The sequence below is a fragment of the Porphyrobacter sp. HT-58-2 genome (assembly GCF_002952215.1).
In the GTDB taxonomy this organism is placed as follows: domain Bacteria; phylum Pseudomonadota; class Alphaproteobacteria; order Sphingomonadales; family Sphingomonadaceae; genus Erythrobacter.
Map to the genome: position 1 here is coordinate 2,955,019 of NZ_CP022600.1, position 14,361 is coordinate 2,969,379.

At 63.3% G+C, this 14,361-nt stretch carries 13 protein-coding genes; 11 read left to right on the forward strand and 2 right to left on the reverse strand.

The window, feature by feature from the left end; translation table 11 throughout:
* Positions 1-61: 61 nt before the first annotated feature.
* Positions 62-1,114, reverse strand: coding sequence for a CDP-alcohol phosphatidyltransferase family protein (locus tag CHX26_RS13950; RefSeq protein WP_172449848.1), 1,053 nt, complete (start codon positions 1,112-1,114; stop codon positions 62-64).
* A 254-nt stretch (positions 1,115-1,368) separates the two neighbouring features.
* Here CHX26_RS13950 and CHX26_RS13955 point away from each other — a divergent pair, with 254 nt between their 5' ends.
* Entirely contained in the window at positions 1,369-2,118 is a 750-nt protein-coding gene (locus CHX26_RS13955; RefSeq protein ID WP_104942892.1) for a CDP-alcohol phosphatidyltransferase family protein, read from the forward strand.
* On the opposite strand, the gene CHX26_RS13960 is transcribed toward CHX26_RS13955, so the two are convergent.
* Positions 2,085-3,233, reverse strand: coding sequence for a glycosyltransferase family 4 protein (locus CHX26_RS13960; RefSeq protein WP_104942893.1), 1,149 nt, complete (start codon positions 3,231-3,233; stop codon positions 2,085-2,087). The genes CHX26_RS13955 and CHX26_RS13960 overlap by 34 nt on opposite strands.
* A gap of 577 nt (positions 3,234-3,810) precedes the next feature.
* On the opposite strand from CHX26_RS13960, the gene CHX26_RS13965 reads away from it, so the two are divergent.
* The 10 genes from CHX26_RS13965 to CHX26_RS14010 all read left to right on the forward strand — a co-directional run bounded on the left by CHX26_RS13965 (position 3,811) and on the right by CHX26_RS14010 (position 14,331).
* Entirely contained in the window at positions 3,811-4,644 is an 834-nt protein-coding gene (locus CHX26_RS13965; RefSeq protein WP_233997171.1) for an inositol-3-phosphate synthase, read from the forward strand.
* Positions 4,645-4,707: 63 nt separating this feature from the next.
* On the forward strand, positions 4,708-5,481 hold the full coding sequence (locus CHX26_RS13970) for a phosphocholine cytidylyltransferase family protein (protein ID WP_104942895.1): 774 nt from the start codon (positions 4,708-4,710) through the stop codon (positions 5,479-5,481).
* Positions 5,478-6,734, forward strand: coding sequence for a glycosyltransferase family 4 protein (locus CHX26_RS13975; protein WP_104942896.1), 1,257 nt, complete (start codon positions 5,478-5,480; stop codon positions 6,732-6,734). Before CHX26_RS13970 ends, CHX26_RS13975 begins: the two co-directional genes overlap by 4 nt.
* Positions 6,731-7,927 carry a hypothetical protein gene (locus CHX26_RS13980; RefSeq protein WP_233997173.1) on the forward strand — a complete coding sequence of 399 codons (1,197 nt, stop codon included), beginning with the start codon at positions 6,731-6,733 and terminating at the stop codon, positions 7,925-7,927. The genes CHX26_RS13975 and CHX26_RS13980 overlap by 4 nt, the downstream gene beginning before the upstream one ends.
* 2 nt (positions 7,928-7,929) lie before the next feature.
* Entirely contained in the window at positions 7,930-8,727 is a 798-nt protein-coding gene (locus CHX26_RS13985) for an ABC transporter permease (RefSeq protein WP_104942897.1), read from the forward strand.
* Positions 8,724-10,151 (forward strand): ABC transporter ATP-binding protein, encoded by a 1,428-nt coding sequence (locus CHX26_RS16245; RefSeq protein ID WP_104942898.1) that lies wholly within the window; start codon positions 8,724-8,726, stop codon positions 10,149-10,151. The genes CHX26_RS13985 and CHX26_RS16245 overlap by 4 nt, the downstream gene beginning before the upstream one ends.
* A complete protein-coding gene (locus CHX26_RS13995) occupies positions 10,148-11,047 on the forward strand; it encodes an FkbM family methyltransferase (RefSeq protein ID WP_104942899.1) in 900 nt (299 codons plus the stop codon). Before CHX26_RS16245 ends, CHX26_RS13995 begins: the two co-directional genes overlap by 4 nt.
* Entirely contained in the window at positions 11,044-11,700 is a 657-nt protein-coding gene (locus tag CHX26_RS14000) for a hypothetical protein (RefSeq protein ID WP_146107745.1), read from the forward strand. Before CHX26_RS13995 ends, CHX26_RS14000 begins: the two co-directional genes overlap by 4 nt.
* Positions 11,697-13,952, forward strand: a complete 2,256-nt coding sequence (locus tag CHX26_RS14005; protein WP_104942901.1) for a glycosyltransferase — start codon at positions 11,697-11,699, stop codon at positions 13,950-13,952. Before CHX26_RS14000 ends, CHX26_RS14005 begins: the two co-directional genes overlap by 4 nt.
* The gene (locus CHX26_RS14010) at positions 13,945-14,331 is read left to right on the forward strand and encodes a hypothetical protein (protein ID WP_104942902.1); all 387 of its coding nucleotides are present in this window, start codon (positions 13,945-13,947) and stop codon (positions 14,329-14,331) included. The genes CHX26_RS14005 and CHX26_RS14010 overlap by 8 nt, the downstream gene beginning before the upstream one ends.
* Positions 14,332-14,361: the final 30 nt, after the last annotated feature.

Sequence of the window (14,361 nt, forward strand, 5' to 3'; positions counted from 1 at the left end):
AGCCAGCACCAGCGCCATCCCCCGTTCGGGTGATCGCTGCCGGAGCTGCCCGGGTTTTTTCTTAGCAGGTCGGGGCAGAACGCCGGGCCACAGCCGCGATGACAAAGGCTAGCCACACGGCCGAGCCGACAAGGAAGACGATCATCGCATAAGGCAGCAAGCCGCACAGGCTCGCCAGCATGAATGCAAAGCAATAGAAATCGCGGCTGGTCAGATCCTTGATCAGTCCGCCTACGCCGCCCGGCACTGAGGCCACGACGGGTTTCGCACCGTCGAAATGCACCACCCTTTCGAGCAGCCAGGCGCGCTTGCCAAGGATCGTCAGCCCCGCAACCTGCAACACTGCCGCAGCCCAACATATCGTGGCGATCCGCAGTTCGCCCTGCATCGTAAAGCTTGCCCCCGCGCCGGCAAGGAAGCCACAATTGGTGAAGGCGTCGATCAGACTGTCGAGCGATGCGCCAAGGCGAGAAGTGCGATAGGTGGCACGCGCTATCTCGCCATCGACCCCGTCCAGCACCGAGGCCAGCTGGAACAGAACCGCTCCTGCTGCGAGCCCGGCTGGCGTGGGAAACGCAAGCAGGCAAAAAACCATTGCGAGCGCCGTCAACGCGGTGAGCGCCGTCGCATGGCCCGGCCGTACCCCGCCTATCCGCAGCAGTTGTGCCGAAATCGCCTGCGAGACTGGACGATTGATATGGCGGGAGATGAGCCCGTCTCCCGGCTTTGCAGTCGCCCGGATGATGGCCCGCGACGCAGCCTCCAGCGCTGCTTCAGGGTCGGTCAAGCGCAGCACGGCCCCCGTCGTCGGCAGAGCGGCGATCATGACCGGATCGGGCAGTGTTTCAGCAGGGATTGCTCCCTCAGGCAGATGGTCGGCGACAATCACCTGCAACCCTGGCGCAAGCCGAGCGACCTCCGCACAGGTTCTGGCCGTCAGCGCCCCTGCCTCACTATCGCCCTTTCGCCGATCCCAGCCAATCGCCAGCACCAGCGGTGCATCGGGGCAGGCGATGGCATAGGCTCGCGCAAGCCGGGCCGCGGCAGGAACGCCTGCCACCAGCCGGTTGGCAGTGCCTGTCGAAGCGAAGTGGAAGGCGCAAGACTGTGTCACTGGATACCGTAGCCTTGCGGAGTTGAGCCGGATGCCTTGCGGACATATTGTGCCCATCGCTGACAGGCCGCAACTCCGCGGTCGCCCTGATCCGGTGACGCGTGACGACCTCTGGGCCTTCTTCCTGTCCGAACAACACCAATAGGCCGCCTGGCCGTCCGCCTGAATTGGAAGACTGGCTGAACGCGCGGCTCTACCATCCCCTCGCTGCGCGCCTTGCCCGCTCTCTCTCGGCAACGGGGGTTACACCCGATATGGTCTCTGCGCTCGGCGCGCTGGCAATCATGCTGGCCGCGCTCGCCTATGGCGGGCTTGCAGGGCCATGGGGAGCCCTGCTGGGCCTTGCGCTGCACATGACATGGCACGTGCTGGACGGGGCGGATGGCGACCTTGCCCGGATGACGGGCCGCGCATCGCCACATGGCGAACTGTGGGACGGTATCTGCGACTATGCCGGACATATTGTACTTTATCTGACGCTCGGCACCCTTGCGGCAGCGCAGATAGGAACCGCAGGATGGATACTGATGCTGGCAGCCGGAGCCAGCAGGGTGGTGCAGGCTGCCCACTATGAAGGGGCGCGGAGACAATACGGCCTCGCTGTCTACGGCACCGGCTGGATGGCGAGCGAGGAACCGCCCAGCGATAACGCAGGAAGGCGCCACCCCTTCGTTACCTATTACCTTTGGCTTACCGGCCTGATCGTGCCGCATGGCCCTGCCTTGATCGCGGCGGCCCATGATCCGGCCCTTGCCGCCCCCCTGCGCAATGCGATGCGCGCGGGCAGTGTTCAGTGGCTTGGCCGGATCAGCCCCCTCAGCGCCAATTACCGAACCCTTGCCGTGGGGGCTGCGATGCTCGCGGGACAGCCGCACTGGTATTTCCTGGTCGAAGTGGTGGTGCTCGGCGGCGTGCTCGTTCTCTCGCTGGTTCGGGTACGGCAGGCGTTTGGTGATGCTCTCGCTCAGGCTCACGCCGCTCGGGCCTCCAGCACCCGGCGGTAAAGCGCGAGATAGGCTTCGGCGCAGGCGCGCCAGTCGAACACCTTCGCCCGTGCAAGACCGCGCTGGCGCAGCGCCATGCGCAAGTTGGTATCCCCCATAACCCGCATCAGCGCAGCGGCAATATCGCCGACGTCATGCGGATCAACCAGCACCGCAGCCTCACCCGCGACCTCGGGCATCGCACTGCAATCGCTGGTGATCACGGGGCAGCCACAAGCCATCGCCTCCACAACGGGATTGCCAAAACCCTCGCAAAGCGATGGGTGGAGCAATACTTCGGCTGCTGCATAGAGCCGCACCAGATCGGCACGGGCCAGCGCTGGGAGCAAGTGCAACCGCTCACCGATTCCGAGATCTCTGGCCAGCCGTTCGAGCCGCGCGCCACTGCTCCCCCGGCGCCGAACCATCACAAGATCCATGTCGCCGCGCACGCCGGATCCCAAAGCGAAGGCGCGCAAGGCTCTTTCATGGTTCTTGTAGGGCGCGCCTTGACCAACAACGAGAACGAAGCGCCGACCGACAGGCAGGCCAATCCGCTGCAAAGCGTCCTCTTCCCGCACCCCGGGGATAAAGTCCTGCGCGACACCAGAGGGTATCACGCTGACACGTTCCGCCAATAAGGGGGCCTGTCCGAGAATCGCCTCCCGGCTGGCGGCGCTGACAGTCGCGATATGCACTGATCGGCGCAAAGCGCGGGTAATGCCGTGACCGTAGAATGCCCGCTCGACCCGCCCCCATAGCCCGAGATTGCACCATTCCGGATGCGTCAGCCACATCACATCGTGGATGGTTGTGACGGCAGGCATGGTCAGACCACCGGGCAGAATGTTCGCCGGGGCATGAAACAGATCTATGCCCGCCAGATCGACGGCAAGGGGCAGATGGAGCAGGGTAACGGGGCCATTCGCCGCAGCGGCCACTTCGATCTCGCGGACATTGGCTGCGCGGCTAAGCGGCGCAGGGGCGCGGGATTGGCGCAGCAATACGAATTCACAGTCTGGTGCCAGCGAGGGCAGATGCTGGACCAAAGCAGTCACGAACTCGCCGATTCCGCTGGGACGAGGCCCGATGTAGCGACAATCAAGCGCGATGCGCCAAGGCCGTGAAACGGTCATGGTCCTTACCTTCGACAGGAAACTGGTTCGGAACCGGTGATCCGAAGCAGGGCACACCCCGGTGCGCAGAATGCGCCGATTGGCGGGCGCAAGCACCCTAGGGTTTTTACTTACGCGCTAACCCTAGGGGGTCGAACGCGGCGCAACGGTTTACCGAGGATATGCAGAACCGAATGGCGGCGTGTTTCCAGTCGCTTGAGCAAAAATTGCGCGGATCATTCTGCCGATTTGGCAGCATCCGCACGAAAACCGCCCAGGTCGAGGATGTCTAGATTTTTTTTAATTGTTCTTCAGCCCAAAGGATGAAGAGATGAATACAATACGGTCAGCTATTGTCGGATTGGGCAATTGTGCTGCATCTCTGATACAGGGCGCAGAGTATTACCGAGAAAATTCAGAAAAGCATGGCCTTATCTTTCAGTCAGTCGGCGGATTTTCGCCCGACGACGTCAGGTTTGTCCTGGGAATTGACGTCGACAAACGAAAAGTCGGCAAATCGCTTGCTGAGGCCATTTTTTCAAAACCCAACAATACGGCGACATTTCACTCCCGGATCGAATCGCCGCCAGCCAAGGTGATGATGGGTCGTGTGCTTGATGGGGTGGCCCCTCACATGACCGAAGCTGGTGAGCGCGGCTTCATGATCGCCTCGGAGCGCGAAGCCACGCGGGAGGATATCGTCGCCGCACTCCGGCGCGAGCGGGTGGATGTGCTCGTCAACTTCCTTCCGGTCGGCTCGCAGGCGGCGAGCGAGTTCTACATGGAATGCGCGCTCGAAGCCGGGGTTGGCGTGGTCAATGCCATACCGGTGTTCATCGCCAGCGATCCTGTCTGGGAAGCACGCTTCCGCCAGCGTGGCCTGCCGATCGTGGGTGATGACATCAAGGCTCAGATCGGCGCGACGGTGATCCACCGTTCCCTGTCGGCCCTGTTCGCCAGTCGCGGGGTCAACGTGGCGCGCACCTACCAGCTCAATACCGGCGGCAATACCGATTTCATGAACATGCTCGATCACGACCGGCTGACCGCGAAGAAGGTATCCAAGACCGAAGCTGTGCAGGCCGCACTTGCTGCCCGGCTGGACGACGAGAACATCCGTATCGGCCCAGCGGATTACGTGCCGTGGCAGAAGGACAACAAGATCTGCTTCCTGAGGCTGGAAGGTGCAGGGTGGGGCGGCGTGCCAATGCACCTCGAACTGCGCCTGTCGGTCGAAGACAGTCCCAATGCCGCTGCTTGCGTGATGGACGCGATCCGGTTCTGCAAGCTCGCCCGCGACCGCGGTGAGGGTGGTGCGCTGATCGCCGAGAGCGCCTTCTACTGCAAGCACCCTCCCCGCCAGATGGCCGAAGACGCGGCGCTTGCGCTGTTGGATGCGCGTGCCGCGCCGCAGCTGGATGCAGCCGAGTAAGGTGCTCCGGCAATCCGTCTGCCCGCCCTGCCTGTATTCCTTGCTGCCCGAGTTCGTATCGCCATGAACGCTCTGATCCTTGCCGCAGGTTTTGGCTCGCGCCTTGCCAAGGCCACGCCCTTTCCCAAACCGCTGGTTGGAGTGGCCGGACGCAGCCTGCTGGAATGGTCGGTGCTGCAGGCGGCCCGTGCAGGCGTGCGCCGGGCCGTCATCGTCACAGGTCACCGCGCCAGCGAAATCGAGTGTCTGCTGCCGGAAATGGCCGCACGAACCGGGGTAATGCTGGAAAGCTGCCGTACGGCCGATTGGTCGATGCCCAATGGCCATTCGGTATTGGCCGGAGCGCAGCGGATCGAGGGCAACTATCTCCTCATGATGGCAGATCACCTGTTCTCCGTGTCGCTGCTGACGAGGTTGGTAGCCGAGATGGACCATGTCTCTGGGGCCTTGCTGGCGATTGACCGCAACTGCACAGGTCCGACGATCGATCCGACCGACGCGACCTGGGTCAGTACCCGCCACGATGGCATGATTGCATCCATCGGCAAGCATCTGACCAATCGCGACGCGGTCGATTGCGGTGCGTTTATCGCCACCCCCAATCTGGCCGACGCGATCCGTGAAGCGATTGCCGCTGGTGCTGCGGGCAGCCTGACAGACGGGATGCAGCACCTCGCCGCCTGTGGAACCGCAGCGACCCTCGACGTCACGGGCAATTGGTGGATCGATGTTGACGATCCCGGAATGCTCGCGCTGGCCGAACAGATGGCTCCGGCCTTTCTCGATCCGCCTGCTGCTGCCCCTTTGCACATCGCTATCGACAGGACGGCAGCATGACCATCGCGGCACCGATCATGCTCGATTGCACCCGCATGGTAGCGACTGGCTGGAGCGGCCGAATGCCGACCGGAATCGACCGCGTGTGCGATGCCTATCGTGCGCATTTCGCCCCCCGCGCGCGCGCCGTCGTGCAGGTGCGCGGTCGTGCAAGGGTCTTGTCTGCGGCCCATTCGGCGCGGCTGTTCGATCTGCTTGAAAACCCTGGCGCTGGCTTCCGGAAACGCTTTGCCGAGCTTGCCGCACGGGCGCTGGTGAGCAGGTCAACGAACACCCGCGGGGGGCTCTATCTGAATGTGTCGCACTCCGACTTCGATCTGATGCATCATCGGCGCTGGGTCAGGCAAAGCGGTGTGCGGCCAGTCTATCTCTTGCATGACCTGATCCCGATCGAACATCCGCAGTTCACCACAGCGCACAAGGCAGCGCGTCATGCCGGACGGGTGCGTCACGCGCTCAGCGCGGCGAGCGGGATCATCGCCAATTCGCGCGACACGGCGCGTGCGATCCGAGCCTTTGCGCAAGAGCAAGGGCTGGCGCCGCCGCCCCTGCTTGAAGCGCCGCTCGGCGCCCCTTTGCTGCCGGATCCCGGCCAGCGGGCTCCGGCACGCGCGCCAGTCTTTGTCTGCGTGGCGACAATCGAGCATCGGAAGAACCACATGATGCTGCTTGATGTGTGGCAGCGCTTGATCGCTGAGTACGGAGAAGGCGCGCCGCAGCTGGTCCTGATCGGTCGCTGGGGCCTGGGTTCGGAGGCGGTGCGACGGCGCTATCGGGCCGACCCACAACTCCACCGCTTCGTGAAGATCCACAGCCACTGCAGCGATGCCGAGGTCGCCCGGCACCTGCGAAAGGCGCGCGCGCTGCTTGCACCGAGCAGGGCCGAGGGTTTCGGCCTTCCGGTGGCCGAGGCGCTTCGGCTCGGTGTCCCGGTAATTGCCAGCGACCTGCCTGCCTTCCGTGAGGCTGGCGGCAGCGTTCCGACCTTCCTCAATCCAGGCGCGAAAGAGGCGTGGGCGCGGATGATCCGAGAATTTGTCTCTGACGGGCCGGAGCGTCAGCGTCAGCTTGCAGCTCTCAAGGGATGGCGCGCACCTGACTGGCGCGACCATTTCGCGCTGGTCGACAACTGGCTCGAGAGCCTTTTGCGCCCATTTCCCGAGGCGACAAGCGGGCTACCGCGCGCTGATAACGACGGACATCGACAAGCAGAACCGCAAACGCTTGGCACCATGGCGGGAGCACGGCGATGAGCCAACTGGCACCGATCCTGCACTCTGAATTGCCGGACGACGAGAGTGACGCGGAAACAGGCGAGCAGTCCACCCCGCCCGCCAAAGCCCGGTTGAGCCTGCTGGCGCGGGTGCGCGCGCTCGATCCGCTGTTTGCCTCGCTGGTGATCCTGCCGACCTTGATCGCGGCGCTCTATTTCGGGATCTTCGCCAGCGATGTCTACGTGTCGGAAAGCCGCTTCATCGTGCGCAGTCCGACCAAGCCCAATCTGTCTCCGCTGGGCGTGGTGCTGAGCGGGGGCAACATCGTCGGGGCGAGCGAGGAAAGCGCCGCGGTCAGCGAGTTCCTCGGCTCGCGTCAGGCGCTTGGCGCGATCAACGAGGATGGCTTTGCCACCCGTGCATGGGGGAACGAGCATGTTTTCCGTTTCGATCGTTTCGGCGGGCTGTGGTCCGACAGCGCCGAGGATCTGTTCGATTACTACCGCCGCAAGGTTGCTGCAGAGGACGCCAAGAGCACCGGGGTGACTGTGCTTCGGGTGCAGGCCTTCGATCCGGTAAGCGCCCAGACCATGAACCGGCGACTGCTCGAAGCCTCGGAAGTGCTGGTCAACACCCTTTCGGAACGCGCCCGCGGTGATGGCATCGCCGCGGCTGAAGAAGAACTGGAGCAGGCACGCAAGCAGGCCCAGAATGCGGCTCTGGCTCTGGCCGCCTACCGCAATGCCGAGGGCGTAATCGATCCCGAACTGCAGGCCAGCGCAGGCCTGCAGATGGTCGGCAAGCTGCAGGATCAGCTGATCGCCGCACAGACCCAGTTGCTGCAGCTCGAAACCTACACGCCGCAGGCCTCGCAGATCCCCTATCTGCGCACCCAGATCCGCAAGCTGGAAGGCGAGATCGCTGTCCAGACCGCACAGCTTGCCGGTGGACGGGGCTCTTTGTCTTCAGCATCGGTGCGTTATCAGGAACTGCGGCTGGCATCGGAATATGCCGAAAGGCAGCTGGCCATTGCGCTTACCGCCTATCAGGAGGCGCAAGCCGAAGCCCGACGCAAACAGGCCTATGTCGAACGGATTGCGCAGCCGAGCCTGCCTGACGATGCCGCCTATCCTCGGCGGTTGCGCGGAGTGCTGGCGACCCTGGTGCTGGGCCTGATCGCCTGGGGCGTTGTCGCAATGCTGCTGGTCGGCGTGCGCGAGCACCGGGATTGACCGTGGCTGGCCCTGCCCCCCTTTCGCTTGTTGCGCATCTGGCTGTCCAGCGCCGGGTGCTTGGCGCGCTGCTGATCCGCGAACTGCTGACCCGTTACGGTCGGCACAATATCGGCTTTCTGTGGCTGTTCGTGGAGCCGATGATGTTCACCCTTGGGGTGACGGCACTTTGGACCGCAACCAAGTCGGTCCACGGCAGCGACCTGCCCATCGTCGCCTTTGCACTGACCGGCTATTCAAGTGTGCTGCTGTGGCGCAACATGCCGGGCCGCTGCATCGGCGCGCTCGAAGCGAACCTGTCACTGTTTTACCATCGCAACATCCGCGCGCTGGATATCTATCTCACGCGCATCGCGATCGAATTCTCAGGGGCGACAATTTCGTTTCTCGTGCTGGGCCTCGTGTTCATTCTGATGGGCTGGCTTGCGCCGCCAGAAGACGTGCTGACCGTTGTCGGCGGATGGTTGCTGATCGCATGGTTCGGCGCGGCCCTTGCCATGACGCTGGGCGCGCTGAGTCACGAATTCGAGCTGGTCGACAAGTTCTGGCACCCCGCCTCCTATTTGCTGTTTCCGCTATCGGGTGCGGGCTTTCTGGTTTCGGGAGTGCCCCCTGCGGTGCGCGAAGTGGTGCTGTGGATACCCATGGTCCACGGGGTGGAGATCATCCGCGACGGCTTCTTCGGCTCGAAGATCGAGGCAATCTATGATGCTGGTTACGCGGCGACTTTCGCACTTGTGTTGAGCGCGACAGCGCTGATTGCTGTGCGTTGGGCTGCGGGTCGGGTGGCGCCGCAATGATCGTGGTCGAGGACATCGCCAAGTCGTATCGCACCCGCAACGGCCCGCGCCAGGTGCTTGAGGGGGTCAGCTTTACCCTCGAAATGGGCGAAAGGCTCGGGGTGCTGGGGCGCAACGGGGCGGGCAAGTCCACCTTGATCCGGCTGGTTGGCGGCGCGGAACAACCGACCAGAGGGCGCATCACCCGCGCCATGTCGGTTTCCTGGCCACTGGCCTTCGGCGGTGCGTTTCAACCGCAGCTGACCGGGGCCGACAACATTCGCTTCATCAGCCGGCTCTATGCACAAGACCCAGAGGCCAACCTCGCCTTTGTCGAAGCTTTTGCCGAACTTGGTGCCTATCTGCGCGAGCCGGTACGAAGCTATTCCTCGGGTATGCGCGCAAGGCTGGCCTTCGCGATTTCGATGATCATCGAATTCGACTGCTTCCTCATCGACGAAATCGCCGCCGTCGGCGATGCGCGCTTTCACGAACGCTGCAATTACGAACTGTTCGACCGTCGCGGCGAACGCGCGATGATGATCATCTCGCACGATCCGGGGTACCTGCGCGATCATTGCAACCGCTGGGCAGTGCTAGACGCAGGGTGCCTGACCACATTCGACGATTTCGACGCTGCACAATCCCATTTCCTCGCGCTGGTCGGTGCTGGAGAAAGCGCGGACGGAAGAGGGGCCAGGGGCAGCGTCCAGCCATTTGCGCGGCGACTGACCGCGATCGATTCCTTGCGCCGTGTGGCCCATGCCGATGCACAGTTCATGGCCTTGGTGCGCAAAGCTGACAGTGCCCGGGATCGGCACGACTGGGCCGAGGCAGAGGCAGCCTATGTCGCCGCCTTGACCTTGCACCCTTACGAGCGAAGCTACTGGGCGCAACTCGGCCACGTGCTGCGCGAACAGGGGCAACTCGCGCGGGCAGAAATCGCCTATCGAACCGCCTGCGCCTATGGTGAAGCAGCGCGGGTGCTGGCCCCGTTCATCACGGCAGTCGCCCCGCCGGGGGCGGACGCACAAGCTCTTGCTTGCCCCGTTCCTGATGGCGGCCCTACCCGCCTGCAGCCGCCCGGCTATCCTGACCTCGCTTTGCTGGCGGCTATGCTGCACGGCGCTGAGCGGCTGGACGAGAATGATGCCTTGCGCTTGCTTCGGAGCGGACAGAGCCTTGAGGCAGTGCTGGCCGGAATGGGCGGCGGCAGCAGGGTCCTCGCGCCCGACGCGATTGTCGTCGTCCCGGGGAACACGGCACCATTGCGGCACGACTGGCGCGATGATCTTGCCCGCATGGCAGGCATACGTCCCGAAGCGCTCGATGATGCTCTGAACCGTTCGGAAAGTCTGCTGGCTGCGCTGCGCATGGCCGGAGGGCTGAACGGCTGGACGCTGCCTGACCTCGCCTCCGCACCTCTACAGGAGCATCAGCCATGAGCGCGCTTCGCCGCATCCTTCTTGAACAACCGCGGCCGGCGGCCGAAGCCCATTTCGTCGCACGCACCCGAAGCCAGTATCTCGGGCAAGGAACAGTGCTGTGTCAGGTGCTCGGCAACCTTAAGCTGTTCGCGATCGGCGAGGATGTCGGCTTCACCCCGCATATGCTGTTCGAAGGGTACTGGGAGTATTGGCTGACCCGCCATTTCGCCCAAGCGATTCGTCCCGGCGATACCGTGATCGATATCGGCGCCAACCTGGGCTATTACACTCTACTTGCTGCCGACCTGGTCGGCGAAGGCGGCCGGGTGGTGGCGATTGAGCCCAATCCGGAGGTTTTTCGTCGGCTTGCCTCAAGCATAGCTGTCAACGGTTTCACGGGTCGGACCGAGGCACGCAACATCGCACTTGCTGCACCGGGCGAAAGCGGTTCACGCCGGTTTTTCATTCCCGCAGGCGAGCCCAAGAATGGACGCTTCATCGCTCCGGGCGAGGATCCGGCTTGGCTCGCAGCCCATGGGACGCTTAGCGAAGTCAAGCTCGGAGAGCTAAATCTCCATGAATTCCAGAGCGTTGACTTCATAAAGATCGATGTTGAGGGCGCAGAATTGGCGGTGCTTGCTCATTTAGGCCCGATCCTTGAACGTTTCCGCCCCAAAGTGGTGTGCGAAGTGAATTTTGCGCGCGGCTACGGTTGGGACGATGTCGTCGCGGCCTTCGGCACCGATGCGCTCAAATTCCTCGACTACGACAGCTCCGTAAAGCCCCTTACTCGCGCGATGGTCGAAACCCGGCAATGCGGAGAGGACTGGCTGGTGTGCGTCGACCTTGCCGAAGTCGCGACCGACAAAACCAGTCCAGATGACCCAGATGCGGTTCGAGGAGTAGCGGCATGAAGCCTGCCCGAGACATTTTTGCCCTTACGGGTGCCCGGCGGCGCCCGGCCCGGAGCGGCCCGCCAGCGGCTCCGCGCGTGGCCCCGCTCTCCTACGCGAGCCGCCAAGCCCACCTCGATTCCGCGCAAGACGCCGCGCTCGCCGATCCAGCCTTCCGCGATCTGGTCGCTAAGGCCGACGCCGCGCGTGACGAAGGCCGCTGGAAAGATGCTGCCGATGCCTATGGCACTGCGCTCAAGATCCATCCCTATGAACGCAGTTATTGGACCCAGCTCGGGCATATGCTGAAGGAGCAGGGCTATTTCGGACTGGCTGAGATCGCCTATCGCACTGCGGCTGCTTTTGGCGCGGAGCCGCTGGATGTGCGCGCGCACCTTAACTTCGTGATGGAGCGGCAGGGTGAAGTCGAAAGCCGTTACCCGATCCGCTTTCACGCACCCGTCGCTCAGCATAAGCAGGTGCCCGGACGCCCCGACCTCCTGACACTCGCCCGATTGCTTTGGGATGCGCATGACGTCGCTGAGGATGAACAACTCGCTCTGCTCCGCTCCTGCGACAGCCTTGACGCATTGGCCGCCGCCATGATCGCGGATCCCCGCTTCGAGAAGGCAAACCGCGTCTGGCTGGAACTGCTGTCGGAGGATGAACTGTGACCCGCTTTCTGCCTGATCATGCCTCACCGCCGGTCTCCGTGGTCATCAACACGCTCAACCGCGCTGATCTGCTCGACGATGCGATCGCTGGGGTCATGCAACTCGATTACCCGGCCTTTGAACTGGTGGTGGTAAACGGCCCCTCGACGGACCATTCAGAAGAGGTGCTGGCACGCTGGCAAGGGCGGATCAAACATCTGCGCTGCGAGGTTGCCAACCTGTCAGTGTCCCGCAATGTCGGGATTGCTGCAGCATCCGGGGAGATCGTCGCCTTTCTGGATGATGACGCAGTGCCGCACCCGCAATGGCTGCGCCATCTGGCCAAGGCCTTCGCCGATCCGACGGTCGGCGGTGCGGGTGGCTTCACTGTCGATAACACCGGACAACGCTGGCAGGTGCGCAAGACCGTTTGCGACCGGTTCGGCAATGCTCACTTTCCACCCGACACCTTCGACGAACGGGTGCTCAATTGGCCGGGCACCCCCCTCTACCCAAGTCTGCTCGGCACCAATTCGAGCTTTCGGATGGAGGCGTTACGCGCGATCGGCGGGTTCGATCACACCTTTGCCTATCTGCTTGATGAAACCGACGTTTGCCTCAGGCTGGTCGATGCTGGCTGGGGCATCGTTTACGAACCGTCTGCCCTGATCTTCCATCAGTTCGCTGCCAGCCATATCCGCTCCAGCACGCGCAAGGCGCGCACGTTGTACCCGTCAGTTGTCAGCAAGACCTATTTCATAAATCACCACGGCCGCGCCGAAGGCTATGGCAAGGTCGCGCAGGCGCTGCAGGACTACCGCGAGGAACTCTTGCGCGCCAATGCCTGGCTGGAAGAGCATGGCGAGATTTCGCCGCGCCATCGCCAGACGCTGGATGGCGATGTCGAAGCCGGAACCGAGGTCGGGATGGTGGCAAGCAGCCGCGCCCGACTTGAACACAAGGTGCAGGGCGATCTGGCTGCACATGCGGACGTCGACGCCGGGTCGTTTCTTGCGTCCACAGATCCGCGGCCGCTCCGAGTTGCGCTGGTTTCACAAGGACTGCCACCGGATAACGAAGCCGGAATTGCGCGCTGGACGATGCTGTTGGCAGAGGGCCTGCGCGATGAAGGCGTGGCAGTGCACATCATCACCCGCGCCCGCGAACTGCCCAGTCGCCGCTTTGTCGGCGGGATCTGGTATCACGCCATCGCCGCTGCGCCCGAAGAAGCCGATGCCCTTGCTGCAACCTACCGCGTGCCGCGATCGGGCGTGGCTGACTGGATGGCCGGGGTCATGCGCGAGATCGCGTTCCTCAAGACTTTCGGCCTCAATCTCGTCTCTTTCCCGATCTGGGATCTCGAAGCGTTACCCGCACTCGATGATCCCGAAATTGCCACAGTAATGAGCCTGCACACCAGCTACCGGCTGGCCCGTCCATTCAAACCGGAATGGACATCGAGGGTGATCTATGCCCGCAGTTTCATCGATCCAATGATCGCCGCCGAAACCGCAGCGCTCGCACGCGCTCCGCATATTCTCGCCAATAGTCAGGCAGTGATTGACCAGATTGAGCAGGAATATGCTGTATCGCTGAGCGGACGGGCGCAGATCGTGCCGCACGGAACGCCCGACATCCTCGAACGGCTGCAGGTGGACATCGAAGACAAGGTCGCCCGCCAAAAGAAAGGCGATCCATTACGGGTGCTGTTTGCGGGACGGTTCGAGGCGCGCAAGGGCTACGATCTGGCACTGCGGGTTGCCGCGCGGTTTCAGGGCGATACCCGCATTCGCTTCGAATTCGTCGGTGCGACACCCGATGCCGCGCTGCTTGACCGGATCGGGCGCGAATTCGGTCTCGACCCTGCGCGCAATGCGGGGCTGGTATTTCATGGCGAAGTGAGCCGCCCTACGCTTGAGGCGCTGTATCTGGCAGCCGACGTCGTGCTTATGCCGAGCCGGTTCGAATCCTTCGGTCTGGTGGCGATCGAAGCCATGTCCGCAGCCACCCCGGTGTTGGCGCTCGCAATTGGCGGGTTAGGCGAAGTGGTCGAGGATGGCGTTTCCGGCTTCCTCTTCCCTGACGAGGAAGCTTTCGTAACCGGGAGCACCGAAAGGCTGACGGCACTGATGACCGACCGCGCTGCGCTCGCGAAGCTGGCGCGCGGCAGCCATGCCGCCTTCTGCGCGCGCTTCTCCGACCGGGTCATGGCCCGCGAAGTAGCTCGCTTCTACCGTCAGATCATGGATGAAACGGGAGCCGAAAATGCTTGATCCCCAATGGCTTTTGAAGGCGGCGATGGTCGCCGGCGCACCGGTGGATGAAGGCGCAGCCCGGCAACTCTCCACCGAACTAGGCGACCCACGCGAAGTGCTACCGCACCTGCTGCTGCTGCGCGGCGCTTTTGCGGACTGGCCTGCCACCCGCGCTGCCCTTCGCACAGCAAGCAAAGCGGTGATCCGTCCCCGCGAACAGATCGAGGCCGCAGGCGCAGCAGCAATGCAGCAAGCGCGCGAGGTGGCCCGCGAGGCAATAGAGCGCGCACTCACTCAGCGGAGCGAAGGCGACGGCTGGCCGGTAGACACCATGATCAGCCTGCGACCGCGCCTGTCGCGCGTGCCGCAACCCAATGACTTCATCAGCGCGGGCTGACCCTCAGGGGCGCGCAGCCAGGACAGAGAC

Coding starts and splice junctions, on each gene's coding strand:
- CHX26_RS13955 (WP_104942892.1), top strand. CDS start 1,369: ATGGTCTCTGCGCTCGGCGCGCTGGCAATCATGCTGGCCGCGCTCGCC.
- CHX26_RS13960 (WP_104942893.1), bottom strand. CDS start 3,233: ATGACCGTTTCACGGCCTTGGCGCATCGCGCTTGATTGTCGCTACATC.
- CHX26_RS13965 (WP_233997171.1), top strand. CDS start 3,811: ATGATGGGTCGTGTGCTTGATGGGGTGGCCCCTCACATGACCGAAGCT.
- CHX26_RS13970 (WP_104942895.1), top strand. CDS start 4,708: ATGAACGCTCTGATCCTTGCCGCAGGTTTTGGCTCGCGCCTTGCCAAG.
- CHX26_RS13975 (WP_104942896.1), top strand. CDS start 5,478: ATGACCATCGCGGCACCGATCATGCTCGATTGCACCCGCATGGTAGCG.
- CHX26_RS13980 (WP_233997173.1), top strand. CDS start 6,731: ATGAGCCAACTGGCACCGATCCTGCACTCTGAATTGCCGGACGACGAG.
- CHX26_RS16245 (WP_104942898.1), top strand. CDS start 8,724: ATGATCGTGGTCGAGGACATCGCCAAGTCGTATCGCACCCGCAACGGC.
- CHX26_RS13995 (WP_104942899.1), top strand. CDS start 10,148: ATGAGCGCGCTTCGCCGCATCCTTCTTGAACAACCGCGGCCGGCGGCC.
- CHX26_RS14000 (WP_146107745.1), top strand. CDS start 11,044: ATGAAGCCTGCCCGAGACATTTTTGCCCTTACGGGTGCCCGGCGGCGC.
- CHX26_RS14010 (WP_104942902.1), top strand. CDS start 13,945: ATGCTTGATCCCCAATGGCTTTTGAAGGCGGCGATGGTCGCCGGCGCA.